The organism is Flavobacterium hungaricum (genome assembly GCF_015182285.1).
In the GTDB taxonomy this organism is placed as follows: Bacteria; Bacteroidota; Bacteroidia; order Flavobacteriales; family Flavobacteriaceae; genus Flavobacterium; species Flavobacterium hungaricum.
The window spans coordinates 1,710,694-1,736,762 of the sequence record NZ_PRDM01000001.1; the positions used below are offsets into that span (position 1 = coordinate 1,710,694).

The window sequence follows — 26,069 nt, forward strand, 5'->3', positions numbered from 1 at the left end:
ATCTCTTAGTGTCAAACTAACTCTCAAAATATTTCTTAATGGCTTGTAATGGTATAAACTTTAGTTTGTATATTTTCTTGACACTTGAAAAATTCATCGGCTTGGAAGTCCGAGAACATCAACTATTTCTATTTCAAAAATTTAAAGAACTATTCTATTTTGTCAACTCTTATAGATTATTATAAATAATACTGCAAAAACAAGCAAAACAAATATTTTTAAATAATTCATATCTACACCGTTTAGAGTTTACTTATCGTTTTTAATTTCATGGTTATCAGTCAGTTCGCCTCTAAAATAACCTTTACTATTAATCGTTAAAGCTAAAACCGCTGTGAGCCCAACAATCAAAATTGTAATAATGTTTTGTTTTCTTCGCATTATTTTCATTTTAAGCTGCATACTCTGATTTTCATTTTGCTCTTATAAAAACATTTACGTAATTGGATTTATTTTGGTTTTAAAAAAATGTAAAAAAAAACATCTTTTTTTGAAACCCCTTGATTTTCCTAGGGTTCGGACTACAAAAAAAAATAAAAAAAATCACAAAAAAATAATTTACCTTTATAACTGATACCAATTTATGTCTAACATTTTTGTTTAAACTTTAAAAATCCAAATCTATGAGTCAAGAAGAACTGCTTGTTTTAATTTATAAAAAAGACGAAAAGGCTTTTACACATTTGTACGATATGTACTCTAAAAGTTTGTTTTCAGTCATTCATGTTTTAATCAAAAATCGAGAAGAAGCTGAAGATGTTTTGCAAGATGTTTTTGTCAAAATCTGGAAAAACATTGATTCTTATAATGAGAGTAAGGGAAGATTTTACACCTGGATTCTTAATATAGCCCGTAATACCTCAATTGATAAGCTTAGATCTAAGGATTTTAATAACAGCCAAAAAAACCTTTCTTCAGATAATTTCGTAAATCTGTTAGATGACAGTAATAAATTAAGCAATAAACTTGATGCGATTGGAATTCAGGAGTTCGTAAAGAAACTTAAACCAAAGTGTATCGAAATTATTAATTTGTTATTCTTTAAAGGATATACCCAGCAAGAAGCTTCAGAAGAATTGGCACTGCCACTGGGAACTATTAAGACACAAAATAGAAACTGTATTAACGATTTACGTAATTATTTAAAAATATAATGGAAGCACAAGAATATATAGAATCAGGAATTCTAGAGTTGTACGTTTACGGCTTATTAAGCGAAAAAGAAAACCTAGAAATAGCTGAACTTGCCAAAAATAACCCAGAGGTAGATCAGGAAATCATTTCGATCGAAAAAGCGATTATTGCTTTATCATCAAGCTTCTCTCCTTTTCACTCTGTGGCAAATTTTGAGAAGATTAAAGCTCGTTTAGAACTTAAACACAGTAAAGTAGTCGACATAAAACCTGCATCAAACTGGTCACAATATGTGGGCTGGGCTGCAGCTGTCTTATTATTACTAGGTTTGGGGTATCAGACATTAGAATTAACAAAAACCAAAGAGGCAATCTCTACAGTTGGAAATGAAAAAAATAAAATCCAGCGTGACTATGCTTATTTAGAGCAGCAAAATAAAGAAACTGAGAAAAACCTGACTATTGTAAGAGATATTAAAAATACTGGCGTAACTCTTGGCGGACAGGCTGTTTCTCCAACTTCTTTTGCAAAAGTATATTGGAACAAAGATACCAAAACAACTTATATTGATGCTGCTGGTCTGCCAACGCCTCCAAAAGGAATGGTATATCAGGTTTGGTCTTTAAAGCTGAGCCCGGTGCTTACACCGACAAGTATTGGTTTATTGGATAATTTTGAAGGAAATTCACAAAAAATCTTTGCTGTAAGTCAAACCGATTCTGCAGAAGCATTTGGAATTACTCTTGAGCCTGCCGGCGGAAGTCCGACTCCGACAATGGAACAACTTTATACTTTAGGAAAAGTTTAAAAATCAATACAATAGAATATCTAAAACGCATATCGAAATATTTTGATATGCGTTTTTTTAGTATTTTTATTTAAATAAAAGCAAATAAATATGAATGGGAATTTACTATTAAGGATTGCAGTCGCTATCATACTTCTGACCCATTCTGTTTTTGGGATCTTTAATAACGGAATAAATGATTTTGGCAATTTGTATCTCAATCAAGTTGGTTTTGCTCCATTTGGGCTTTATTTAGCTTGGCTCATTAAAATATCGCACATCATTGCCGCTATTCTTTTACTTGTAAACAAGTATATTAAACTGGCTGGATTTGTAACTATTTTTATCTTGATAATGGGAATTATAATGGTTCATTTTCCAGAAGGCTGGTTTGTTGTGGGCGGCGGGAGAAATGGCTGTGAATACAACTTTTTGCTGATTTGTGTGCTCTTGGCAATTATGTATCCAAATGGTTTTAAATCGAAAGTCTAATTCTTAATCAGTATATATGGAAATCATCTGTAAAAACTGCCAGCATTCTTTTCACGGAAACTTTTGCAATAACTGCGGTCAAACTGCCGAAACTCACAAAATAAACTGGCATTTCTTGTGGCATGATATCCAGCATAGCTTATTACATTTTGACGCTGGAATTCCTTATTCTATAAAGCAACTATTTACGCGCCCAGGACATTCTATCCGAGAGTTTATAGAAGGAAAACGTGTAAATCATTTTAAACCTTTATCATTGGTTATGGTTTTGGGTGCGCTCTACGGTTTCCTGTGGCACTATTTTAACATCAATTTATTTGTAAATACTAATGATGACAATATCGATTGGGGGAAATTTAATGAATGGGCTTCTACTCATTTTGCCTGGGTTACAATTGCGACTATCCCTCTTTTTACATTAGGAACTGCTGTCTGCTTTAGAAAACAAGGCTACAATTTTGTAGAATATTTTGTTCTCAATACTTTCAAAGCTTCTCAAAAACTTTTCCTTTCTATACTTTTATTTCCGCTGCTTTATTATTTCTACGGAACTTCTAAGATTTCAACCGTTATCAATTCGATATATCTATTTGATATTGTTTTAATTTTCTGGACCAACATTCAATTCTTTAATAAAATACCCAAAGCAAAAGTTTTTTGGCTGTCCGTTTTGAGTCATATTATATTTTTAACGTCTTTTATTTTTATTGTAACTCTGATTATTTATTTAAAGGGGGGCGGTAAATAAAAAAAGGTCCAGCAAAAAATGCTGAACCTTAAATATGAATCAATAATTAAAAATCTATAATTATTTTTTAACCTTTTTTGTTTTATAATATTTATGGTACTTTGGATATGTTACTATACCTATAATTGAAATTACTGCAAAACAATAGTAAACCCAGTCTAATGATTGTGCTTCTCCACTTGCATAAGAGTGCAGACCAACTAAATGGAAGTTTACCCCATAATAAGTAAATAAGATCGAAATAAAGGCATACATACTCATTAAATTGAAGAACCATTTTCCTCTTAATGCAGGAACAAATCTGGCGTGAATTACAAAAGCGTAAATCATAATCGAAATTAAAGCCCAAGTCTCTTTTGGATCCCATCCCCAGTAACGTCCCCAGCTTTCATTGGCCCATTGCCCTCCAAGGAAGTTTCCAATCGTGAGCATAATAAGACCAATCGTTAAAGCCATTTCGTTTATATAACTGATCTCTTTAATATGTAAATCCATCTTTGCTTTGTTTTTCTCATTTGTAAAGAAAATCAATACTAAAGCAACAAAACCTAGAATCATTCCTAATGCAGTCGGGCCGTAACTTCCAACAATTACTGCAACGTGAATCATTAACCAATACGAATTAAGAACCGGCTGTAAGTTTGCAATTTCTGGGTCGATCCAGTTCATGTAAGCTGCCATTAAAATCATCGCTGTTACGAAAGCTGATGAAGCAACAGTTAATTTTGATTTTCTATCAAAAGCCAATCCAAAGAACATCGTTGACCATGCTACATAAACAATAGCCTCATAAGCATTACTCCAAGGAGCGTGACCCGAAATATACCAACGTGCAATTAATCCTAGAGTATGAATGACAAATAATAAACCAACAATGATGTGAAAACCGTTTATAGTAATACGAAGCCATTTTTTCTCAAAAAAGATATTGACAATAACAAACATCAGCATTAATATTGAAGCTGTTATGTACCAATAAGGCAATACTTTGAAAACATCATATTTATTGTATGCAATTTCAGCATCAATTTTTTGCTCGCTCGGTCTTACTTTACTTCCAAATTTCTTTTGAAAACCATTGATGCTTTCAACTAAATTATCTGCCGAACTAAAGTTTTTTTCAATAGAACCATTGTTTAATGCACTAAAGTACAACGGAAGGATTGAATTCACGTAAGTAGAATCCATTCCTTTAAAACCTGCACTTTCGCGCTCTAAATAAGAAACCCATTTGTTTCCGGGATCATTAGGAACTGGAAATATTTTTAAAATACGACCGCTCAAAGCAGATTCCATTAAGTTTACTTTTTTATCTGTTTCTACAAAATCCTTCTCAAAATTGTTAGGATTTGCAGCTTTGTAAGCATTATCTAAATAAGGAGATAATTTATAATTTCCCTGTTCGTCAAAGAATTTAACAAAAGGAGCGTATTTATCTTTTGAATCAATTCCGATTATTTTACGAATACTGTCGTTTCCAGATTTAATATAGATCAGCGGCACTTGAATCCAAACCTGAGCATATTGCGTCATCGATAAGAAAACCTGATCAGAATTCATTCCGTTATAAGTATCATTATGACTCACTTTTCGAAGTAATTCAGACGAAAACGTATTGATCGGTTTCATTCTACCGCCGGCATCCTGAATAATCAAGCGTCCAAATTTTGCTGCGTGAGATTCCGGCGCTTTATAAATATTCAATAAAGAATCTAATTGCTTTTTGCTTGGCGGTGCAGTAACATGATTTGCATGATCGTGCGGGTCTGTAGAATGTGCGTGATCATGATCGTGAGAATGAACATGAGGAGTTTGCTGCGCAAAACCACTCAAGCTTATCATCAAAATAAAAATCGTAATCAGCGTTTCTTTTTTCTTTTGAATTTTTTCTAATTTACTCTTCAAATCTCCAAAACGAGAATGCTTCGTAAACATGATTGCCATTAGACCTATGTATAATAAAAAGTAACCAAAATACGTGATATTGGTTCCCCAAAAATCATGATTTACCGATAACACAGTTCCTTTTTCATCTGGATCAAATGAAGACTGAAAGAAACGATATCCTTTATAATCTAAAACGTGATTCATAAAGATATCTGCATCAAAAGTCTCTGTAGAATCCTGAACGGTTACTTTACTTTTAAAAGCCGAATAGCTTTTTTCTGTCCCTGGATATTTATCGGCAATAAAATCATTTAATCTTACTTTAAAAGGTAAAACATAAGCTTTACTTCCGTAGAATAATGAATATTCCAGATTACCAATTTTTACCGTTTTTGCTTCGCCAATCTGACCTTTAGATCCCATCAGCATCACTTCTTTCTCCTGTCCTTCTGCTTTTACTTTTACTACTAAAGCATCTAAATGAGATTTTGCTTTAAAATCATTATTAGATTCATAAGTAATGCTTCCTTTCATGGCAGGATCCGGAAAAACGATACGAATATCGCCAATGCTGTATAACGAACGCATGACAAGAGGCTGTACAATATCTTTTACTACAGGACCTTTCATTTTATCTGCCATTCGCATGTATTCTCCTTCAAATGGTGTCTGGATAGTATATTGATCTCCTTTTGTATTGATATTAATTGCTCCGTCCGTCGGTTTATTCAAAGCAAATAAAACATTGTGAATGTTCTGAACTTCACCTTCTTTTAGGTAATGTTCTTCTCTTCCGCCCGAACCAGCTTCTACCATTTTCAAGTAAATTGTTCCGTTTGGATTTTCTTTAACCACTTCTTTTGCTCCCATGATATAATTCGAATAGGTAACTTCAAAAGGAGTCTCGTCAAATTTTCCTGGAATTGTAAAATTATTGTTGGTTATCGGCGATAACAGAAGATTTTTTTCAAAAACCCTTCTTCTCGGCTGTCCTTTATATTCCCCATCAACAAAAATGGTTAAAAATGTTTTGTCTGAATAAATTTGATTTTCTGCCGCGCCTTCGCGAATCGGCATCATTCCTTCATAGCTGATGTATCTTGTAATAAAAGCTCCTAAAAGGATAAAAACAAAAGATAAGTGAAGTAAAAGGGTTGCCCATTTTTCTTTTTTTAATAATTGGTAGCGCTTAATGTTTCCAAAGAAATTGATCATAAAAATGAACATTATCGCCTCAAACCACCAGGTATTATAAATTAAAATTCTGGCTGTATCGGTATTGTATTTACTTTCGATAAAAGTTCCAACACCCATTGCAATTGCGAATGTTAAAAAAAGAACGGCCATTAATCGTGTAGAAAACAAAAAAGAGAATATTTTTTTATCCATTTCTTAGGGATTACATTGTATAAAGTGGCACAAAAGTACTTAAAAAATGTTGATTAGCAGTTGCAGACTTTTGTTAATAAAAACCAAAAAGAAGCACTCATTTTTAAACGAATTGATAACGATAGAAGTTTAAACTTACAAATTACAGAAAGTAATAAGCCGATTTTTAACCGCAGATTAAAAGAGTTAGAATGTATTATCAATTTTGATTTCTAAAATCTTAACAAAATCTATTTTAATCGACATCATTCTAAACCTTACTATCTAAGGCTAAACTTTTACTGCTTTCATTTTCCTTAAAAAAAATATGCTAATTTTGCTTTCATGATTCAGATAACAATAATTGGTTCCGGAAATGTCGCACAGCATTTGATAAAAGCTTTTAAGAAAAGTGAAGCTGTCGAAATTGTTCAGGTTTTTTCTAGAAAAAAAGAAAATCTAAGTGCGGTAATTGAATTTGATAAAATTATAGATGATTTTGCCGATTTAAAAGAGTCCGATTTATATATTATTGCTGTCACAGACAACGCAATTGCAGAAGTTTCGGCACAATTGCCTTTTAACAATCAACTTGTGGCTCATACTTCGGGAACGGCTTCAATTGAAACTTTGGATGACAAAAATCGCAGAGGTGTTTTTTATCCGCTGCAAACTTTTTCTAAAAATAAAGAGATTGATTTTTCAGTGATTCCAATCTGTGTGGAGGCTGAAAATACATTTGATTTTAGAGTTTTGGAAACCGCTGCTAAAAGCATTTCAAACTCCGTTTTCGCTATAAATTCAGAACAGCGAAAAGCTCTTCACGTGGCAGCGGTTTTTGTGAATAATTTCACGAATCATTTGTATCAGATCGGGCAGGAAATCTGTGAGGATCATCAAGTTCCATTTGATATTTTAAAACCTTTGATCGAAGAAACAGCCGATAAAATCAAAACTTTAGACCCGGTCGATGCACAGACAGGCCCAGCCAAACGTCACGATTCTATCACTACAGACGCACATTTGGCTTTTATACAAAATGAAAATCAAAAAAATATTTATAAAATTCTAACACAATCTATTCAAGATAATGGCAAAAAGTTATAAGGAAATAATGAACGAGATCAACACCTTTATTTTTGATGTTGACGGCGTACTTACAGACAGTTCTGTTTTTGTAACCAATGAAGGCGAAATGCTGAGAACGATGAATATTCGTGACGGTTATGCACTTAAAGCAGCAGTAGAAAGCGGTTACAATGTATGTATTATTTCTGGCGGAAGTAATGAAGGTGTTCGTATTCGTCTTAGTAATCTAGGCGTAAAAGACATACATTTAGGGACTCATGACAAGGTAAAAACCTTTAAAGAATATACTGAACTTTACAATATTAATCCCGAAAGTGTTTTATACATGGGTGACGATATTCCCGATTTTCATGTTATGAAATTAGTGGGGCTGCCTGCCTGTCCGCAGGATGCTAGTCCAGAGATTAAAAATATCTGTCGTTACATTTCGCACGTAAAAGGCGGACGCGGTACGGTAAGAGACGTTATCGAACAAGTGATGAAAGTACAAGGAAAATGGATGGAATATTTTGATGCTAAATACGATTAAGTTTTACAGCTGATTGTTTTGGGTTTGTTTAGAGACGTAAATTTCGTCCAGCTTTGATAAAACTCAAAACAAAACCAAAAAACTCAGAATCTTAGAACCTTAGCAGCTCACAACCTAAAAAAAACCTTAGTCCCTCTGCCCTTCTGACCCTTTGAACCTAAAAAAAATGAAATACCTTAAACTAATACGTTACCAAAATCTATTAATGCTGGCTTTTATGCAGCTTCTTTTTCGTTATGCTTTTTTAAAACAGCAGAACGTTCCTTTGGCGCTGGCCGATTGGCAGTATGGTTTATTGGTTTTAAGCACCGTTTTACTGGCTGCTGCGGGTTATGTCATTAACAATATCTATGATGTTGCAACAGACAGTATTAACAAGCCCAACGATGTTGTAGTCGGAAAAGGCATCAGCGAAACTGCTGCTTACAATATCTACATTGGTTTAAATATTTCTGGTGTTGCCATTGGTTTTCTTTTGGCGAATATCATTCAGAGACCAATGTTTGCTTCGTTATTTATTCTAATTGCTTCATTGTTGTATTTCTATACAACAACCTTAAAGCAAATTATGATTTTGGGAAATTTTGTAATCGCACTTTTATTAGCGGTAAGCGTAATTATAATTGGTGTTTTTGACTTATTTCCTGCCACAACTCCAGATAATCAAGCACAAATGGCAAGTTTATTTTCGATTTTGATCGATTATGCTTTGTTTGCTTTTATGATTAATTTTATACGTGAAATCGTTAAAGATATAGAAGATGTAAACGGCGATTATAATCAAGGAATAAACACACTGCCAATTGCAATTGGAATCAGCAGGACGGCAAAAATTGTTTTAGTTTTTTCTATAATTCCTCTTATTTTATTATCCCTTTATATCAATAAGTATTTCGTACAAAATAAATTGTTTATTGTAACACTTTATGCATTTGTTTTTGTTCTGGCACCGCTGCTCTATTTTATTGTAAAAATATTCAGTGCCAAATCGCAAAAAGATTTCAAGCATTTGAGCACTATTTTAAAACTTATTATTTTTTTCGGAATATTATCGATCTTGATAATCGCCTTAAATATCAAATACAATGCTTAAAGAAAAATTAAAAAAATACAAAATCATTTTAGCGTCAGGTTCACCGCGCAGACAGCAGTTTTTTAAAGATCTGGATCTTGATTTTGAGATTCGTTTAAAAGATGTGGAAGAAATTTATCCGCCAGAATTAAAAGCTGCAGCCATAACGGATTTCCTGGCAGAACTGAAAGCAAATGCATTTGAAGGTGAATTGAAAGAAAACGAAATACTCGTAACCAGCGATACTATTGTCTGGCATGAAGGCAGGGCGTTAGGAAAACCGAAAAATGCGGACGAAGCTTTTGCTATGATCAAATCAATGTCGAATACTACGCACGAAGTTTTTACATCGGTTTGTTTTAAAACCAGCTCCTCTTCTACCCTTATCAATGATGTAACCCAAGTTACTTTTAATGATTTATCAGACGAAGCAATTTGGTATTATATAGAAAACTACAAACCTTATGATAAAGCTGGTGCTTACGGAATTCAGGAATGGTTTGGTTTTATGGCAGTTGCAAAAGTAGAAGGCTCTTATACCAATGTTATGGGGCTTCCGACAGCTAAAGTTTATAAATATTTGAGTACTTTAGTGTAAAAAAAATTATTATGTTTTCTTTTAAAGAGTATAGCCGCGAGATTTTTGCAACCATCATTCTTCTGGGAGTATTGTTTATACTTCGAATGGTAATTGCCAAACTAGTCAGGCGTTTTGCAGCCACAAGTCATTTGTTTGAAAACCGTACCAACCTAGTAATCAAATACATTAATATTTTGATGAATATCTTGGTCACCACCACTTTGATCGTAATCTGGGGGGTAGAAACACAAGATATTTTTATTACCATTTCTTCTATCGCAACAGTTATTGGGGTCGCCATGTTTGCACAGTGGTCAATTTTAAGCAACGTTACTTCGGGAATGATTTTATTTTTTTCTTTTCCGTTTCGAATTGGAGACACTATCAAAATTCACGATAAAGATTTTCCGATCGAAGCCGAAATTGAAGACATCAATACCTTTCACGTAAGTTTAAAAACAAAAGAAGGCGAAAAGATTATCTTTCCTAACAATTTACTACTTCAAAAAGGGATTTCTATTATCCCTACTAAATACGAAGAAAAAGAGTTTTTTGATTAAAGCATAATGGGAATTTTATAACGTATTGAAGAAAAGCTAAAACAGAAAAGCACAATAAATGTGTAATATTTGTTTTATAAAATCAGCTTTAAACTTCAATATATGACTCGATCCATTACGCTGCCTCTTTACGCAAAAATTTGTTTTATTCTGGTAACATTACTCTGTTTCGGATTCATTTTTTGTATCGGAAAAGACATCATTACTCCAGTCCTTATGGCATTTCTTTTTGCCGTTTTACTGCTTCCGGTTTTTACGCTATTAAATGTAAAACTTAGAATTCCCCGTCACATCGCTGCGGGAATGTGTGTACTTCTTTTTGCTGCTTTTGTAATTGGTATTTTGGTTTTCATTTCGTACCAGGTCAAAGAATTTACGAATGATTTTGATACGGTTAAAAAGAATATTAACGCCTTTATAGTTGAAATACACAAATTTGTAAATGAAAATTTTCATATCAGCATCGGCGAACAAAAAAAGTATCTGGATAATGTGACCAAAGATTCTGTTAAAAACAGCAATGCTTCTATTGGTTCTGTAATTATCTCCATTTCAGATCTTTTGTTAGACTTGACCATTATTCCTATTTATACCTTTTTATTTTTAATTTATAAAGATCATTTTGTACTCTTTCTAGCCAAATTAGTTCATAAAGAAAATCACCACCGATTAAAAAATATTTTATCCCAAATCAAGGTTTCCATCAACAATTACATTGTCAGCCTTCTTTTTGAAATGATTATCGTTTCTGTACTTACAGGATTAGGATTGTATATCGTTGGTGTCAAATATTTTATACTTCTCGGGCTTATCACTGGAATATTAAATTTGATTCCTTATATCGGAATTGCCATTGCGGGCGTTATCACACTTTTTGCTTCTTTGACGGGCACAGGAGAAAGTTCTATTATATTAAGTATATTTTTAGTTAATCTTGTCGTACAGCTTATTGATAACAATATACTTGTCCCGTTGATCATTAATTCTAAAGTAGAAATCAATGCTTTTGTTTCTATTATCGGAATCATTGTCGGAGGTGCTGCTGCCGGAATTTCTGGAATGTTTTTAGCCATTCCGCTTTTGGCCATCTTAAAAATTATTTTTGAAAGAATAGAATCTCTTGAACCGTGGGGCTACTTGATGGGCAATCATGTACCGCGAAAATTTACCTGGAGAATGCGCAGAGTCAAAACTCAAAGTTAATTTTTTCAAAGCTTACTATTAATTCCTTAAATTCATACATTAAATTATTAGCACTTCATGTCTGTAAACAAAAAAATATTGTTTTTCATTCTTTTAACCTTTTGTTTACAAGGTATATATGCACAGGTTGATCCCAAGGCAAAAGAACCTAAAACAAAAAAAGACAGTGTTGAAATTTATAATAAAATTAAAAATTACTCTAAGAAAAATAAATTTACGCAGGTAATGCACAAATTACTTTTTAGATCTAAAAAACCTAAAAAGAAACAAGAACTTCTGGTACCGCTGGATTCTACGCATTACGACGGAAAAATCATTAGAAATATTAATATTATAACCTTAGACCCGTTTGGCCATTCTGTAGCCGACACAACACAAGCGCCTAAAAATTGGGGAGAAAGAACCGGAAACAAACTTCACTTAAAGACCAAGAGAATCGCGATTCTTAATCTGTTGCTTTTTAAGAAAAATACACCGTATGACACTTATAAAATATTAGAGTCTGAACGTTTGATTCGTGCACAGCGTTATGTAACGGCGGTCCGAATTTCAAATAAAACCGTTGGCACCGCCCGTGATTCGGTTGACGTTACAATTCGTGTTTTAGATTCCTGGAGTACCATTCCGAGATTTTCGATTTCCAGCAGTCAGATTTCACTGGGTTTTAAAGAGAAAGACTTTTTCGGTTCTGGACAGCAGCTCGAATATCGTTTTACAAATCGTTTTGATGACGGCCGAAATGGTAATGAAGCTACCTATACAATTCCGAATATAAAAAACACTTACATCAGCACAGTTCTTCATTATAGAAATGATATTGACAACAATTATATCAAAAGTGTCGATATCGAAAGAGATTTTTACTCTCCTCTTACCAAATGGGCAGGCGGTTTTTATATTGACGAAAGTTTTAGAAGAGATTCCCTTCAAGCCCCTGCGCCTGATACAACTTATTCCAAACAGCCTTTCAAATATACTTCGCAGGATGTTTGGGCGGGCCGCTCTTTTAAGATGTTTGTAGATGAAAATAATGCAAGGACAAATCTAATTGTAACAGGACGATTCCTGAATGTAAATTACAGCGAAACGCCTAGTGAACTATACGATCCGAACCATTTTTATTCAAGCGAAAAATTGATTTTGAGCGGTATCGGACTTAATACCCGAAAATTCGTTAAAGACAGTTATATTTTTAGAATCGGACAAACGGAAGACGTACCCATCGGAAGAATCTACGGAATTACATTTGGTTATCAATACAAAAATACTTTTTGGAGACCGTATGTTGGTGCACAGTTTTCTTTTGGAAACTACTATAAATTTGGTTTTCTGAGTATGAATTTTGAAGCGGGTACTTTCTTCCATCAATCTAAATCCTATGATACGGCATTTCTGTTAGAATCTAATTATTTTACCAAACTGTTTACGATTGGGAATTGGAAACTTAGACAATTCGTAAATCCGAAGTTGGTTCTGGGAATGAACCGAGAAAATATTATTGGAGATCAATTGAATATTAATGAACAAAATGGTATTGCCGGTTTTAACACTGCTATTTACGGAACCAGTAAAGCGGTTTTATCGCTGCAGACGCAAACCTATTCTCCGCACGCGCTATGGGGGTTCCGTCTCAATCCGTTTTTTAATTATTCTATTGCCGTTTTAGGAAGTTCAAATGTGGCTATGACCAAAAGCAAACCGTATTCTAAAGTTACTTTGGGTTTACTAGTTAGTAATGACTACTTGGTTTTCAGTTCCTTTCAGCTTTCTTTATCCTATTATCCTAGTATTCCATATCAAGGAGACAATGTTTTTAAAACCAATACATTCGAAACAACCGATTACGGACTTCAAAGTTTTGAGCTGGCAAAACCGAGAGTTGTCGATTATAGATAAAATTTTGAACTCATGGCTGCCACTATTTTAAAATTCGAACTGCAAAAATTCGAACACTGCTAAAACAGTTTTGCTTTTACAAAAACACGAATTTGTACGTTTTTTTCTCGTTTTAAATCATAAATAATTATAAATCAAAATTTTAATATTAAAAAAACTATTCAATCCATTTTAAAATATTTTTTTTTTGAGTCAAGCCAAGCAAATAGACCTCGTATTATTCTCCAAAAAAAAATAAAATTTTATTCTTTTTTTTAGAATTTCAAAAACACTTCTAAATCAAATTATTACGCAGAAAACAAAGGCTTAAACGCTCGTCAAAATACTTTTTTATCCGACCAAAAACACTTGTTTTTATTTTTTGGCACAGTATATGAATATCCCTAAACAAGATTAACATTAAAAAAATAAAAAAAGATGAAAACGATAAAATTAGCAATCGCCGGATTATTTCTAATGGTTGCAAATGCCACGCAAGCCCAAGTATCGGTAAACGTTAATATAGGTGCTCCACCAGCTTGGGGTCCTGCAGGATACAGTGAAATGGAATATTATTATCTTCCAGATATTGAAGCTTATTATGATGTTCGTGCTTCACAGTTTATTTATTATGGAAGAGGAAAATGGGTTAGAACAACTTATTTACCAAGACAATACAGAAATTATGATTTGTACGGAGGTTACAAAGTAGTATTAACAGATTACCACGGTAGAACTCCTTATACCTATTTTGATCGTCATAAAGTAAAATATTACAGAGGATATCACGGTGCGCCGCAAAGACCTTATAAACCAAGACCTGTATATGGTTACAATGATCGTCATGACCGCAGAGATCACAAACATCATGATAAAAAACATCATGACAGACACGATAGAGACGATAGACATGACAGAGATGATCATCATGGCCACGGAGGCAGAAGATAAATATTGCTAAATCATTAGCATTCAACACAAAAGAGCATCTATTTTTAGATGCTCTTTTTGTTTTAACATGTTTTTTGTTATAAACAGTTGTTAAATCTTTATATTTTTCGAATAAATCACTGTTTAGCAGCAAGTTTCATTAAAAAAATGCCTTATTTTAGTATAATTATAACTTATATTTGCAGCGAATTTTAAAAAACCATTATCTACTATTTATGAAAAAGTATGCTTATTTACTATCGTTATTAACTGTCTCGCTTTTAATAAGCTGTGACGACAACAATGATTCAAATGACGGTCAGTCATTAAATAACATTACGATTACTTCAGACCAAACTGCCTTAAATCAGCGTCTTGATTTGACAAATGCTGGGGTAATTTCATTAGAAAACAGTTCTGCAACAGGAAAATTTGCAGCTGATGCAGGTTCAACTACTTTTCCATTAGTACAAATTGCAGAAGTAAAACCACCTGTTGACGCTAACGGAAAAACATTACAAGCAAGTCATGTAACAGTAAACGGAAACTACGCGTATGTATCGTACATCATGAGAGGCGAGACATATTCTGGAGCTATCGACGTTATTGATGTTTCTGATCCTTACAAACCAAAATTAGTTACATCGGCATTAATTGCTAATACAGATATTACATCACTTACCTATTCTAACGGAAACTTAATCATTGGAGCTGCTAAAGATGTAGATAAAGATGCGTCATTAAAAAATCCAGCAATTTTAATTAACATGCCGTTGAGTTCAGGTATGCTTACAGATAAAATAACAGTTAACGCATTAGAAAGCAGAGTAACAACGGATGTTGCTGCCAATGCTTCTTCTTATTTTGCTGTAACGGGCGATGCTGGAAGTTTGTTTAAAATAAGCAGCTCTACTAAAGCAATTGAAAACAAAGCTACTGTAGCAGATTTACGCTCAATCGCTTTAAGTGCAGATAAAGTAGTTACTTTAAGCGGTACAAAAGGAGTAAACGTTTACAATCCTTCTACCCTTGCACTGCAAAAAAGTTTTACCACTTCTACTGACATCAGCGGAGCTAAAAGAACAATGGATTTTGACGGAACTAAACTTTTAGTGTCTGAAGGTGCTAATGGTCTTGGTGTTTACGACATTAACAACGGCACAAAATTGCAGACTCTTGCTATTAGTACTGCTGGAGAAGATAATGTAACTAATGCCGTTTCTGTAAACGACGGTTATGCTTTTATTGCCAATGGTGCTTTAGGTTTAAATGTATACCAATCTGGGACTCAATACAGTTTGTTAGGGGCATTAGGAATTGCAGGTTCTACGAACTATGTAAAATCAAGCGGTAATTACATCTATGTTGCAAGCGGAACTGGAGGTTTGAAAATTATTAAAATGGAAAAACCTAATACTACTTTTGCAAGCTGCTCTTCTTACGGTTTATACAATCAAGGTAAAGATCTGATTTTAAATTCTAATGAAGTGAAATCTTACCAAGGTGCTACAGCAATTAACTCTGCGATCGTAAACTCTAAAGCTGTTTTAACACATTGCGGTTCTATTGCAGTTCTTAGCAATTTAACATTAAACAGCGAAGGTACATTTAATATGAGAGGAAGTTTGTCTCAAGGTAAATACCTGCAGTCTAATCCAACAGAATTAATCATCAACACTAATGCAGTATTAAATATTGAAGGTTCGGTTGTAATCTGGGGAGACTTAAGATTAAACAGCGGTGCTAAAATCAATTTCATCGGTAGTAGCGATTCTTCTATTACAATCTACGGTAAAGTAACCAAAGGCAGCAATGTAACGATTACCGGAACTTACAAAGACACAGAAAACAAATTGAAATAATTAGTCAATTTATAAGTCCTTATATATCAAGGAGAATATCAATTCGGTATTCTCCTTTTTTTTATGCGTTGCATTTTTTTGAGAAATTTTTTTCATCATTTGTCTTATTTTAATATAAATTTGTCTTACATTTGCACAGAAATATTCTTACAATGCTATTTTGAGAATTTAATACTAGAAAAACACGGGATCTGATTCCTTAAAAATATAAAACGCACAGAAAACAAAGAATTCTGTAATCCTAAGAATACCACACTTAAAAAAAACTGCCTGATTTATTTCAGGCAGTTTTTTTATGTTTGAACTTCATTAAAGAACATTAACATTTCATTTAAATAATCTTCAAAGATATAATTAGTATTTTTGAGGCACTTTCAAAAAATTGTAATTAAACCTATGCGAAAAATTCCAGTAAAAATTCTTCTTTTATTTTTAATGAGTGTTTCTGTTTCATTTGCACAGCAGCCACAAAAACCGAACTCTGTTGAAATTTATAATCAAATCAAAAAACTAAATTTCTTAGGCTCTGTTTTATACCTTGCCGCTCATCCTGACGATGAAAATACACGCTTAATTTCGTATTTAGCAAATGAAATGAATGCTAGAACTGGATATTTATCATTAACACGTGGTGACGGCGGCCAGAACTTAATTGGCCCCCAGCTTCGCGAACTGCTTGGTGTAATTAGGACTCAGGAATTAATTGAAGCCAGAAAAATAGACGGCGGTGAACAATTCTTTTCGCGTGCCAACGATTTTGGTTTTTCTAAAAATCCCGATGAAACTCTTGAGATCTGGGACAAAGATAAAGTTCTTGCAGATGTGGTTTGGACCATTCGTAATTTTCAACCAGACATCATTATCAATCGTTTTGATCACCGCTCGCCGGGTACTACGCACGGACATCATACGTCTTCGGCAATGTTGAGTGTAGAAAGTTTCAATCTGACCAACAATCCTAAAATTTATCCTGAACAATTAAAATATGTAAAACCGTGGCAGGTAAAAAGACAGTTTTTTAATCCGTCCTGGTGGTTTTATGGAAGTCAGGAGAAATTTGATGCCGCTAATAAATCAAAATTTGTTAAACTGGAAACGGGAGTTTATTATACCGGAATCGGAAAATCAAATCAGGAAATTGCAGCTTTAAGCCGAAGCCGACACCAATCGCAGGGATTTGGAAGCACGGGAGTCCGCGGTTTAGAAACAGAATATTTGGAACTAATTAATGGCGAAAATCCAAAAGATCGTGATCAGTTATTTGACGGAATTGATACTTCTTGGAATCGTGTTAAAAACGGGAAACCGATCGGTGATTTAGTTTCAAAAATTATCGAAAAATACAATTTCAACAATCCTTCTGCCAGTATTCCCGATTTGATCAAAGTCTACACTATGATTGAAAATCTAGAAGACGATCATTGGAAAAAAATAAAATCGGAAGCAGTTAAAAATATCATTGCATCTGCATCTGGATTGTATCTTGAAGCTGTTGCAAATGAGCAGGAAGCAGTTCCTGGAAGCACTTTAAAACTGAGTCTTGAAGCTATTAACAGATGTAGTGTAGAAATGCAGTTAACAAGCATTACGACGCTTCCGGATCAAAAAACAACTGTTCAAAACAGTACTCTCAAAAACAATAGTGATGAGAAAATAAATCTGGAAATTAAACTTCCTGAAAATTTAGAATATACGCAGCCCTATTGGTTGAAAGAAAAAGCGGCTGTTGGAATGTATACCGTTTCAAACCAGCAGCAGATCGGAATTGCAGATATTATTAGACAGGTAAAAGTTGTTTTTAATGTAAAGATTAACGGCGTAGAGCTTCCGTTTGAGCGTACTGTGGTTTACAAATACAATGATGGCGTAAAAGGCGAAATGTATAATTTCTTAGATATCGTTCCAGAAGTCACCACTTCAGTTTTAGAAAGAGTATTAATTTTTAGAGATACCAAAAGCAAAATGGTTCCTGTAAAAGTTCGTGCCGGAAAAGACAATGTGAGCGGTAATCTTCAGCTAGAATTGCCAAATAACTGGATTATTTCTCCTAAACAAATTCCGTTTGCATTAAGCAAAAAAGGAAATGAGCAGACTTTTTATTTTGAAGTTACACCGCCTGTAAATCCAGAAGAATCTACATTAAAAAGTATTGCTGTTGTAGATGAAAAACGTTTTGATAAAGACGAAACGGTTATTGATTTTAACCATATTACCAAACAAATGGTTTTAAAAGCAGCCGAATCAAAAGCAATTCGTATTGATTTAAAAACAAACGGAGATGCCGTAGCGTATATTATGGGTGCAGGTGACGAAGTTCCAGAAAGTCTTGCACAAATGGGGTATAAAGTTACCATTTTGAAACCCGAAGAAATTACTCCCGAAAAACTAGATTCTTTTAATGTTGTTATTACAGGAGTTCGTGCTTATAATACCGTAAACGCTTTGGCAAACAAACAGAACATTCTTTTCAATTTTGTGAAAAGCGGTAAAAATATGATCGTACAGTACAATACTTATGGAAAAACGGTTACCAGCCAGCTGGCGCCTTATCCATTAAAAATCTCTAATGATCGTGTGACAGAAGAAAATGCAAAAGTTACTTTTTTAGCGCCAAATCATCCTGTTTTAAATACTCCAAACAAAATTTCAGCAAAAGATTTTGAAGGCTGGAAACAAGAGCAGGGATTGTATTATCCTAACGAATACGACGATGCCTTTACTCCTATTCTATCTTCTCACGATAAGGGAGAATCGGCTAAAAAAGGAGCTTTATTGGTAGCTCCATACGGCAAAGGATATTACATTTATACGGGTTTAAGCTTCTTTAGAGAATTACCAGAAGGTGTTTCGGGAGCTTATAGACTGTTATCAAACATGATTTCGTTGAAACAGCCAATCGAGGCTAAACAAGATTTAAAGCAATAAAAATGGAAAACAAAAAACAAAAAAAATGGAAAAAAAGCTACACCTATGTTTTGGTAGCTAATGCTGTCTATATTGTTATTTTCTTCTTAATCATGCAATTATACTCCTAAATTATGCAGTTATTTGATTGGATCGTACTTATCGTTACTCTTTTATTTATTGTTGGATATGGTTCCTGGAAAACGCGAGGCAGTAAAAATGTAGAAGATTTTATTTTAGGAAACAATGAAACTCCTTGGTATACCGTCGGGCTTTCTGTAATGGCAACACAGGCCAGCGCTATTACATTTTTGTCAACTCCTGGACAGGCGTATCACGACGGAATGGGATTTGTGCAATTCTATTTTGGTCTGCCAATTGCCATGATTGTGATCTGTGTAACCTTTATTCCGCTGTATCATAAAAGCAAAGTTTATACGGCTTACGAATTTTTAGAAAGGCGTTTTGATATTAAAACTCGTTCTCTTGCCGCTATTTTGTTTTTGGTGCAGCGAGGTTTAGGGACTGGGTTGACTATTTATGCTCCCGCTATTATTTTGTCTGCTTTATTAGGATGGAATTTAACTATAATGAACATCATCATCGGTGTCATGGTGATTATTTATACTTTTTCGGGCGGAACAAAAGCGGTAAACGTAACCCAAAAACAACAGATGTTTGTCATTATGTCGGGGATGTTTATTACTTTTTTCCTGATTCTGCACTATCTGCCAAACGATATGACTTTTAACAGCGCACTGCATATTGCCGGTGCCAATGATAAAATGAATATTGTCGATTTCTCTTTTAATCCAGAAGAAAAGTATACTTTTTGGAGCGGTATAACGGGTGGTTTTTTCTTAGCCCTCGCCTATTTTGGTACCGATCAATCGCAGGTGGGGCGTTATCTGTCTGGAAAATCGGTAAAAGAAAGTCAGATGGGATTGATTATGAACGGACTTTTAAAAGTGCCGATGCAGTTTTTTATTCTATTAACCGGAGTAATGGTTTTTGTGTTTTTTCAGTTTAATCCGGTTCCCTTAAATTTTAACCCGAACAATAAAATTATAATCGAAAAATCGGTTTACAAAGAAGAATATAAAGCTTTAGAAACAAAACTGACCAAACTTTCTGAAGATAAAAAAGTAATTAATCTGCTGTACATTGATCAGTTAAATCAAGATTATGACAACCCGATTTTGCGAAAAGAATTGGTCGCTTTATCAAATAAAGAAAAAGACCTGCGCGAAAAAGCAAAAGAAATCATATCAAAAGCAGACAGTAATACCGAAACCAACGATAAAGATTATGTCTTTTTTCATTTTATCCTGCATTATCTGCCCAAAGGTTTGATCGGACTTTTATTGGCCGTTATCCTTTCTGCAGCCATGTCGTCTACAGCTTCGGGGCTTACCGCGCTTGCTTCTACAACGGCTATCGATATTTATAAGCGAAATTTGAAAACCGAAAAATCAGAGAAGCATTATTTGAACGCTACTAAATTTTTTACGCTTTTCTGGGGAATTATAGCGATACTTTTTGCCTGCATTGGTACTTTGTTTGAAAATTTGATTCAGCTGGTTAATATAATTGGTTCTATTTTTTACGGAACTGTTTTAGGAATTTTCCTTGTTGGATTTTATCTTAAACGTGTGCGTGCTAAATCTATGTTTATAAGTGCAATTATTAGTCAGCTTACCATTTTTGTAATCTTTTATTTTATGATTTATACTCAGGAAAAACTAGGTTATTTATGGCTGAATTTTATCGGCGCCATTTTGACAATCGTTTTAGCGTTGTTGATCCAGATTTTATTTTTTAGGGGAAAACCTAATGATGAAAGCGAAATTGTTCTGGAATGATTTTAAACGGATTATTTAAATTCTAAAACTTAAATACATCTTTGTCAAAATTTGAAACTTTGACAAAGATTCTTATTAATGGTAAATACATGAAATTAAAAAATTTAATTTTCTTCTATTCTTCATTTACACAAAAATCCGGGCGACCCGAGTTTGCGTTTTATGTAATTTTTAATATCACAGCCTATTATTTTGCTCTTAATTTATATCGTACTTTAAATTTGGAGAATGAAAAAATTTTAAATTTATTTTATACTTGCCTAATTATTTTATTTACGTTTGTGCCAATGCAAGCTGTAATTTCTAGACGTTTACGAGATTTAAAAGCAAATCCTAATTTTATGCTTTTTTGTTTCATTCCAATTTTGAACTTTGCGTTTCTGGTATTTCTATTATTAGCAAAAAGTAAAAATGACTAAAATAATTATTTTCTCCATCTTACTTATTTCCACTTTTCAAATCAGGAGCCAGGAAGTTTCAGATACAGAAGAATTTGTAGATAATTCTATTTCTGCTCAGTTACAAACAAAGTGTTTTGAAAATCTAAATCAAGGAAATGAAATCCTCGAAAAATATCCTGCTTTAAAAAGTGTAAGATTTTGTTCTCTGTTAGAATGTATGTTTTTAATGGCTTACAAAGAAGAAGATATTCAAATTGCTGCCGAAAAAAGGTTAATAGGAATTGCGACGCAGTTATACCGAGAAGGAAATCCGGTGTATTTGTTTAGCGGAATGGATAGTTATCGCACTCAACAAGAGGAAAATTTAGATCTGACAGATGATAATCACCTAGTGTACATCAGTTACGGCGATTGTGTTTCACCCAATTTTTTTCACAAGTCGGCAGAAATTGTAAATAAACAAACCCGTTTATTGATAAATCAAAATGCGGCTAAATAATCCTGATGCCCTAGCCCTGATGGAAGCGGCATCCTTTTGTTTTTTTCTTTAAAAAACAAAAGATACAGCGGACAGCAGGATAAGCTTCCAAAAAATTAAAAAACTTATTTTTTCAATAAAAATTCTTTTAATTATTGTAGGTAAAAACACTATTTTAGTATTTCAGAAACCGATTATTTAAAACGACTGCTCTAATGGCAGATTTGTTTTAATACTGATCCTTAACCAAATAGTAAATGAAACTTCCTGCAGACATCGAAAAATTACTGCCTTTAGGCTACCTCTATCTTGTTGTATTGGGAATCTTAAAAGAGAGCTTTCATTATTATCAGTTAGGAATTAATATTTTGAATTATTCTTCGATAATGGATATTCTGATCAGCCCGATAGCGTATATCACTTCAAGTCCAATTATCTTAATTACCATTATTGCAATGTTTGTTTTTCATTATTACCTTCCGGGTATTTTGCTCAAACATAAAATGAATAAATTTCTTCAAAAAATGCTGGAGCTAAAATCTACTGACGGTTTTACAATCGAGCAAGCTCAGACCTATTACAACGAAGTTGCGGTAAAAACATTGGCTATGACGCTACTGTCTTTTTTTATCGGTACAGGAATTGCGGGCGGTTATTTTACTCGTGAAAAAATTGAAGCCAATACTTTAAAATACGAGCACACCCTTGTCTTTAATGACGAAAAGTCAAAAAAAGTCAATATTCTCGGCACAAACAGTATGTATTATTTTTACATTTCAAAAGGGCAGAAAAATATCGAAATAGCTCCAATTGGTTCGATTAAAAATCTAGAAGTTGCCTGCAAATTAAAATATTTCACCAAGTAACGCGGCCTGTACTATCATGGGGATCAAATTTTAAAAATAGGGCTTTTTTATTTTTTAAAATTTCAAACTCAAAATCTCTATCTTTGATTAAGTTACTTTAAAATAAAGCTTTATGAAAGATCAAAAAAGATACAGCAATAAAACCAAAGCGGCTTTTATATTATTGATCGTAATGCTCATTATTTTACTTGGTAACTTTAATACGCTGCAGAATTCTAAAAATGTAAACGAAAATATCAATGCGATTTACAAAGACAGATTGGTCGTGGCACATTATATCTTTCAGTATTCTAAACAGCTGCATTTTATTAAATCGGAAGCTGAAAAACTAGATCTGAGCGACAACATCAAAAAAAATGAAATTGTGCACACACTTGATATCATTCACGATATCGATAATTTGTATGCTCAAACGGTACTCACAAATACAGAAAAGCAATATTTTGATACGTTTCTACTTTCCTGCAAAGAAATCAATACGCAAGTCGCCAATAAAAACTGGAACAAAATTGCATTTTCGAGCGGACAGGCTTTAAAAACTTTAGAATCATTATCGGAGATTCAGATTAAAGAAGGAAAATCTAAACTTGCTGCCGCCAATGCGATGTATAACAGAAATAATAGTATTGGCCAGCTGCAAATCGCTTTACTGATTATTTTAGGAGGCATTGTTTTTTATCTGCTGATTGTCAAGAAAATAAAAAAGACAGTCAAAATTCCTGAGCCGCCGAGTATGAATTAATAAATCTAAATTTCAAGAGGAAATTTCAATAAATAAAATCCAAATTCCGATTTGCAGCGCTTCGACTTCTTTCAAAATAGGATAAATGAGAAAATCCTTTGAAGATTTTGTTTGACAAACAAAATCAAAAAAAAAAATCCAAAACCCGAAGGTTTTGGAATTTGTAATTTTTATTTTGGAATTTAATAATTCGAAAGATTATCTACTCCATTCAGCAATGCTGTCCTTGTTTAATTTTACGTAATCTGCGTTGTTTGCTGCTTCTGCCGATGCCAAAGAAGCTTTTGCTGTTTCAAGAGCTCCTTTTTTATCACCTTGTTTGGCTTGGATCAACGATTTTAATCTTGTTACGTAGTATGGTTTGTCTGTACTCATATCTAGCGCTTTGTCTACGTAAACTCTTGCTGTTTCTATGTTTCCGTTTGATTGAAATAAATATTGAGAAGCAGCATAATAATCGTTCCAGCTTGGTCCTGCCAATGTTTTTTCGATACTTGCAGTAGCCGTTTTTGCAGTTGGAACTTCAAATTTTAAAGCCACATGAGAGTTTTCCCAAGCCATTTCTAAATAACCGAAATTCGGATCTAAAGTATTGATTCCGATTGTAAAAGTTTCAACTGGCGTTGGCAATGCGTCTTCTTTTACAGTTGTTTTTAACACTACATAAGACTCGTTCCAGTTTTCTGGCAATCCCCAATTATCTGTAGAAAGGTAAAAAATCACATCCCAGCTTTCAATTCTCGGCACTGTGTAAATTGCATATTTTCCTTTCTTTAATGTTTTTCCGTCGATAACTACATCATCGCTAAAATTGATGATTGTATTTTCGTTTGCTCCTGTTCTCCATAATTTTCCAAACGGAACTAAATTTCCGAAAACAGCTCTTCCTCTGGCTCCTGGTCTAGAATAGGTTACTTCTACATCAGTTAAACCAACGGTTTGTTTTATATATCCTTTTGGACTAGACTGTGGTGTTTTTACTTGTGCATCTGCTGCTAATGGCGCTATAATCAATGCTAACGCAATAAGTAGTTTTTTCATTCTTCGTTTTTTTTGTTTGTTCAAATTTACAAATTCAATTAGGGAACAAATGTTAAATATTACATAATTCAAGCAGGCAGCTGTGATATTTTTTCGGCATTTAACTCATTAAAATGCTCTATAACCAAATCTGCCAAACTTAAGTCTTGTAAATTGGAATGCTCGCTTCTATAGCCTACACAGTAAATTCCTGCTGCTTTTGCCGCTTTTACCCCATTTGTACTGTCTTCGATTACGATACAGTTTTCTTTTGGCGCAATCGATAATGAGGCGGCGTGAAGAAAAATAGCAGGATTTGGCTTGGATTGCGGAAAATCTTCGCCGCTTACAATATGAGAAAAATACTGATGGAGGTTGAATCGAGTAAAAACACGTTCTATAGTCACTTTTGAGGCCGATGAAGCTAAGATCATCTGTATCTTATTATCATACAAGTCTTTAATCAAGTCTTCTACACCGTCCAAAAGATACAAATCTTCTTTGGTGTCAAATGCATCATTAAAAATATTTCGCTTTCTCTGGATCAAGTCTTCTACTTCCTGTTCGATAGAAGGAAAATTACTTTTTAATGTCTGAAAGGTATTTCGGGTCGAAAATCCTGTAAAAGAAGTATACATTTCTTCTGGGACTTCGATGTTTAATTCTGAAAATTGTAAATAATAAGCATAACGATGAACAGGTTCTGTATCTACAATAACACCATCCATGTCAAAAATTACTGTTTTTATCATTTTTTTTATAAGTTTCTAAGGTTCCGAGGTACTGAGAGGGTAAGTTTTAGGTTTCAAGTTTCAGGTTTCAGGTTTCAGGTTTATACGTTGCGAAACATGAAACTTGAAACCTGAAACAAAAAAAAGAACCTTAGTATCTTAGCCCCTTTATTTACTCTTTTTTAAGCAGGTATCGAATCACCGTTTCTGCGGCGTGTAAACCGAATAATCCCGGCATATAACTATTTGTACCGTAAAATGATTTTTTATAGTTTTTCCCGTCGGTTAATTTCAAGCTTTTTTCGTCTTGAATTTCAGAAGAAAAAACCACTTTTAATTTATTGATTTTAAACTCTTTCAAACGTTTACGAATTGCTTTAGAAAAATAGCAGTTTATGGTTTTAGAAATATCAGCTACTTTTACTTTAGAAGCCAGCATTTTACCTCCGGCGCCCATACTGCTTATGATTTTTACTCTTTTGCGTTTTGCAGCAATAATTAAATTTAATTTGGGAGTAATGCTGTCAATACAATCTAAAACATAATCAAATTCTGGAGAAACAATTTCGAAAGCTCTTTCTGGCGAAAGAAACTCCTGTACTCGCGTCAGATTCAATTCTGGGTTGATATCCATTAAACGATCGCCGACAATTTTGATTTTTGGCTGTCCGACTGTTGAGTGAAGCGCTGGTAATTGTCTGTTAATATTGGTAATATCTACAACGTCTCCGTCTACAATTGTCATGTTTCCCACTCCTGCTCTTGCTAAAAATTCTGCAGCAAAAGAGCCGACACCGCCTAATCCGACAACTAATACATTCGATTTTTGTAATTGTTCTAATCCTTCTTTAGTAAATAAAAGCTCAGCTCTTTCTGTCCACTCTGCCATTTTCTATATTTTGTTTTTTATGTTTTTGTTTTTTTGTTTCAGGTTTAAAGTTCAGGTTTT

Annotated in this window: 24 protein-coding genes; 19 read left to right on the forward strand and 5 right to left on the reverse strand. The window is 33.6% G+C overall.

Translation table 11 applies throughout. The features are described from left to right. Positions 1 to 249: 249 nt before the first annotated feature. A complete protein-coding gene (locus C4F50_RS25765; protein WP_255521106.1) occupies positions 250 to 381 on the reverse strand; it encodes a hypothetical protein in 132 nt (43 codons plus the stop codon). 242 nt (positions 382 to 623) lie between these two features. Here C4F50_RS25765 and C4F50_RS07345 point away from each other — a divergent pair, with 242 nt between their 5' ends. The 4 genes from C4F50_RS07345 (at position 624) to C4F50_RS07360 (ending at position 3,161) form a co-directional block, all read left to right on the forward strand. Next, positions 624 to 1,154 (forward strand): RNA polymerase sigma factor, encoded by a 531-nt coding sequence (locus tag C4F50_RS07345; RefSeq protein WP_193845753.1) that lies wholly within the window; start codon positions 624 to 626, stop codon positions 1,152 to 1,154. Continuing rightward, on the forward strand, positions 1,154 to 1,942 hold the full coding sequence (locus C4F50_RS07350; RefSeq protein ID WP_193845754.1) for an anti-sigma factor: 789 nt from the start codon (positions 1,154 to 1,156) through the stop codon (positions 1,940 to 1,942). Before C4F50_RS07345 ends, C4F50_RS07350 begins: the two co-directional genes overlap by 1 nt. A gap of 90 nt (positions 1,943 to 2,032) precedes the next feature. Then, positions 2,033 to 2,413 carry a DoxX family protein gene (locus C4F50_RS07355; protein ID WP_193845755.1) on the forward strand — a complete coding sequence of 127 codons (381 nt, stop codon included), beginning with the start codon at positions 2,033 to 2,035 and terminating at the stop codon, positions 2,411 to 2,413. Positions 2,414 to 2,429: 16 nt separating this feature from the next. Then, positions 2,430 to 3,161: a DUF3667 domain-containing protein gene (locus C4F50_RS07360; RefSeq protein ID WP_193845756.1), complete on the forward strand. Its 732-nt coding sequence runs from the start codon at positions 2,430 to 2,432 to the stop codon at positions 3,159 to 3,161. A 60-nt stretch (positions 3,162 to 3,221) separates the two neighbouring features. On the opposite strand, the gene C4F50_RS07365 is transcribed toward C4F50_RS07360, so the two are convergent. Continuing rightward, positions 3,222 to 6,437, reverse strand: coding sequence for a cytochrome c biogenesis protein CcsA (locus C4F50_RS07365; RefSeq protein ID WP_193845757.1), 3,216 nt, complete (start codon positions 6,435 to 6,437; stop codon positions 3,222 to 3,224). A 324-nt stretch (positions 6,438 to 6,761) separates the two neighbouring features. Between C4F50_RS07365 and C4F50_RS07370 the strand changes: the two genes are divergently transcribed. From C4F50_RS07370 to C4F50_RS07440, 15 genes are all read left to right on the forward strand, one after another. After that, on the forward strand, positions 6,762 to 7,523 hold the full coding sequence (locus C4F50_RS07370; protein WP_193845758.1) for a Rossmann-like and DUF2520 domain-containing protein: 762 nt from the start codon (positions 6,762 to 6,764) through the stop codon (positions 7,521 to 7,523). After that, complete coding sequence (locus tag C4F50_RS07375; RefSeq protein WP_193845759.1) at positions 7,507 to 8,034, forward strand: KdsC family phosphatase; 528 nt, start codon at positions 7,507 to 7,509, stop codon at positions 8,032 to 8,034. The genes C4F50_RS07370 and C4F50_RS07375 overlap by 17 nt, the downstream gene beginning before the upstream one ends. Positions 8,035 to 8,200: 166 nt before the next feature. Beyond that, entirely contained in the window at positions 8,201 to 9,127 is a 927-nt protein-coding gene (locus tag C4F50_RS07380; protein ID WP_193845760.1) for a geranylgeranylglycerol-phosphate geranylgeranyltransferase, read from the forward strand. Next, positions 9,120 to 9,704 carry a Maf-like protein gene (locus tag C4F50_RS07385; protein ID WP_193845761.1) on the forward strand — a complete coding sequence of 195 codons (585 nt, stop codon included), beginning with the start codon at positions 9,120 to 9,122 and terminating at the stop codon, positions 9,702 to 9,704. Before C4F50_RS07380 ends, C4F50_RS07385 begins: the two co-directional genes overlap by 8 nt. 11 nt (positions 9,705 to 9,715) lie before the next feature. After that, positions 9,716 to 10,246, forward strand: coding sequence for a mechanosensitive ion channel family protein (locus C4F50_RS07390; protein ID WP_193845762.1), 531 nt, complete (start codon positions 9,716 to 9,718; stop codon positions 10,244 to 10,246). A 102-nt stretch (positions 10,247 to 10,348) separates the two neighbouring features. After that, entirely contained in the window at positions 10,349 to 11,449 is a 1,101-nt protein-coding gene (locus C4F50_RS07395) for an AI-2E family transporter (RefSeq protein WP_193845763.1), read from the forward strand. A gap of 57 nt (positions 11,450 to 11,506) precedes the next feature. Next, positions 11,507 to 13,345, forward strand: a complete 1,839-nt coding sequence (locus C4F50_RS07400; protein WP_193845764.1) for a BamA/TamA family outer membrane protein — start codon at positions 11,507 to 11,509, stop codon at positions 13,343 to 13,345. 417 nt (positions 13,346 to 13,762) lie between these two features. Continuing rightward, positions 13,763 to 14,275: a hypothetical protein gene (locus C4F50_RS07405; RefSeq protein ID WP_193845765.1), complete on the forward strand. Its 513-nt coding sequence runs from the start codon at positions 13,763 to 13,765 to the stop codon at positions 14,273 to 14,275. Between the two features lie 215 nt (positions 14,276 to 14,490). Further along, a complete protein-coding gene (locus C4F50_RS07410; protein ID WP_193845766.1) occupies positions 14,491 to 16,116 on the forward strand; it encodes an LVIVD repeat-containing protein in 1,626 nt (541 codons plus the stop codon). A gap of 396 nt (positions 16,117 to 16,512) precedes the next feature. Further along, positions 16,513 to 19,041, forward strand: a complete 2,529-nt coding sequence (locus C4F50_RS07415) for a PIG-L family deacetylase (RefSeq protein ID WP_193845767.1) — start codon at positions 16,513 to 16,515, stop codon at positions 19,039 to 19,041. Between the two features lie 113 nt (positions 19,042 to 19,154). Continuing rightward, positions 19,155 to 20,882, forward strand: coding sequence for a sodium:solute symporter family protein (locus C4F50_RS07420; protein WP_193845768.1), 1,728 nt, complete (start codon positions 19,155 to 19,157; stop codon positions 20,880 to 20,882). A gap of 89 nt (positions 20,883 to 20,971) precedes the next feature. After that, entirely contained in the window at positions 20,972 to 21,301 is a 330-nt protein-coding gene (locus C4F50_RS25880) for a DUF805 domain-containing protein (protein WP_193845769.1), read from the forward strand. Continuing rightward, positions 21,294 to 21,782: a hypothetical protein gene (locus tag C4F50_RS07430; protein WP_193845770.1), complete on the forward strand. Its 489-nt coding sequence runs from the start codon at positions 21,294 to 21,296 to the stop codon at positions 21,780 to 21,782. The genes C4F50_RS25880 and C4F50_RS07430 overlap by 8 nt, the downstream gene beginning before the upstream one ends. Positions 21,783 to 22,018: 236 nt before the next feature. After that, positions 22,019 to 22,627 (forward strand): hypothetical protein, encoded by a 609-nt coding sequence (locus C4F50_RS07435; protein ID WP_193845771.1) that lies wholly within the window; start codon positions 22,019 to 22,021, stop codon positions 22,625 to 22,627. A gap of 112 nt (positions 22,628 to 22,739) precedes the next feature. Continuing rightward, positions 22,740 to 23,369 (forward strand): MCP four helix bundle domain-containing protein, encoded by a 630-nt coding sequence (locus C4F50_RS07440; RefSeq protein ID WP_193845772.1) that lies wholly within the window; start codon positions 22,740 to 22,742, stop codon positions 23,367 to 23,369. Between the two features lie 198 nt (positions 23,370 to 23,567). Here C4F50_RS07440 and C4F50_RS07445 read toward each other — a convergent pair whose 3' ends face one another. The 3 genes from C4F50_RS07445 to C4F50_RS07455 all read right to left on the reverse strand — a co-directional run bounded on the left by C4F50_RS07445 (position 23,568) and on the right by C4F50_RS07455 (position 26,009). Continuing rightward, the gene (locus C4F50_RS07445) at positions 23,568 to 24,410 is read right to left on the reverse strand and encodes a DUF2911 domain-containing protein (protein ID WP_193845773.1); all 843 of its coding nucleotides are present in this window, start codon (positions 24,408 to 24,410) and stop codon (positions 23,568 to 23,570) included. Positions 24,411 to 24,478: 68 nt separating this feature from the next. Beyond that, entirely contained in the window at positions 24,479 to 25,141 is a 663-nt protein-coding gene (locus tag C4F50_RS07450) for an HAD family hydrolase (RefSeq protein ID WP_193845774.1), read from the reverse strand. 151 nt (positions 25,142 to 25,292) lie between these two features. Then, positions 25,293 to 26,009, reverse strand: coding sequence for a tRNA threonylcarbamoyladenosine dehydratase (locus C4F50_RS07455; protein ID WP_193845775.1), 717 nt, complete (start codon positions 26,007 to 26,009; stop codon positions 25,293 to 25,295). Positions 26,010 to 26,069: the final 60 nt, after the last annotated feature.

What these genes read in the sequence shown, in the direction of transcription:
- C4F50_RS07450 (WP_193845774.1), bottom strand. Translation starts at nt 25,141, where the DNA reads ATGATAAAAACAGTAATTTTTGACATGGATGGTGTTATTGTAGATACA.
- C4F50_RS07435 (WP_193845771.1), top strand. Translation starts at nt 22,019, where the DNA reads ATGAAACTTCCTGCAGACATCGAAAAATTACTGCCTTTAGGCTACCTC.
- C4F50_RS07390 (WP_193845762.1), top strand. Translation starts at nt 9,716, where the DNA reads ATGTTTTCTTTTAAAGAGTATAGCCGCGAGATTTTTGCAACCATCATT.
- C4F50_RS07415 (WP_193845767.1), top strand. Translation starts at nt 16,513, where the DNA reads ATGCGAAAAATTCCAGTAAAAATTCTTCTTTTATTTTTAATGAGTGTT.
- C4F50_RS07445 (WP_193845773.1), bottom strand. Translation starts at nt 24,410, where the DNA reads ATGAAAAAACTACTTATTGCGTTAGCATTGATTATAGCGCCATTAGCA.
- C4F50_RS07375 (WP_193845759.1), top strand. Translation starts at nt 7,507, where the DNA reads ATGGCAAAAAGTTATAAGGAAATAATGAACGAGATCAACACCTTTATT.
- C4F50_RS07440 (WP_193845772.1), top strand. Translation starts at nt 22,740, where the DNA reads ATGAAAGATCAAAAAAGATACAGCAATAAAACCAAAGCGGCTTTTATA.
- C4F50_RS07345 (WP_193845753.1), top strand. Translation starts at nt 624, where the DNA reads ATGAGTCAAGAAGAACTGCTTGTTTTAATTTATAAAAAAGACGAAAAG.
- C4F50_RS07455 (WP_193845775.1), bottom strand. Translation starts at nt 26,009, where the DNA reads ATGGCAGAGTGGACAGAAAGAGCTGAGCTTTTATTTACTAAAGAAGGA.
- C4F50_RS07355 (WP_193845755.1), top strand. Translation starts at nt 2,033, where the DNA reads ATGAATGGGAATTTACTATTAAGGATTGCAGTCGCTATCATACTTCTG.
- C4F50_RS25765 (WP_255521106.1), bottom strand. Translation starts at nt 381, where the DNA reads ATGCGAAGAAAACAAAACATTATTACAATTTTGATTGTTGGGCTCACA.
- C4F50_RS07395 (WP_193845763.1), top strand. Translation starts at nt 10,349, where the DNA reads ATGACTCGATCCATTACGCTGCCTCTTTACGCAAAAATTTGTTTTATT.
- C4F50_RS07405 (WP_193845765.1), top strand. Translation starts at nt 13,763, where the DNA reads ATGAAAACGATAAAATTAGCAATCGCCGGATTATTTCTAATGGTTGCA.
- C4F50_RS07410 (WP_193845766.1), top strand. Translation starts at nt 14,491, where the DNA reads ATGAAAAAGTATGCTTATTTACTATCGTTATTAACTGTCTCGCTTTTA.
- C4F50_RS07385 (WP_193845761.1), top strand. Translation starts at nt 9,120, where the DNA reads ATGCTTAAAGAAAAATTAAAAAAATACAAAATCATTTTAGCGTCAGGT.
- C4F50_RS07350 (WP_193845754.1), top strand. Translation starts at nt 1,154, where the DNA reads ATGGAAGCACAAGAATATATAGAATCAGGAATTCTAGAGTTGTACGTT.
- C4F50_RS07420 (WP_193845768.1), top strand. Translation starts at nt 19,155, where the DNA reads ATGCAGTTATTTGATTGGATCGTACTTATCGTTACTCTTTTATTTATT.
- C4F50_RS07380 (WP_193845760.1), top strand. Translation starts at nt 8,201, where the DNA reads ATGAAATACCTTAAACTAATACGTTACCAAAATCTATTAATGCTGGCT.
- C4F50_RS07400 (WP_193845764.1), top strand. Translation starts at nt 11,507, where the DNA reads ATGTCTGTAAACAAAAAAATATTGTTTTTCATTCTTTTAACCTTTTGT.
- C4F50_RS07430 (WP_193845770.1), top strand. Translation starts at nt 21,294, where the DNA reads ATGACTAAAATAATTATTTTCTCCATCTTACTTATTTCCACTTTTCAA.
- C4F50_RS25880 (WP_193845769.1), top strand. Translation starts at nt 20,972, where the DNA reads ATGAAATTAAAAAATTTAATTTTCTTCTATTCTTCATTTACACAAAAA.
- C4F50_RS07365 (WP_193845757.1), bottom strand. Translation starts at nt 6,437, where the DNA reads ATGGATAAAAAAATATTCTCTTTTTTGTTTTCTACACGATTAATGGCC.
- C4F50_RS07370 (WP_193845758.1), top strand. Translation starts at nt 6,762, where the DNA reads ATGATTCAGATAACAATAATTGGTTCCGGAAATGTCGCACAGCATTTG.
- C4F50_RS07360 (WP_193845756.1), top strand. Translation starts at nt 2,430, where the DNA reads ATGGAAATCATCTGTAAAAACTGCCAGCATTCTTTTCACGGAAACTTT.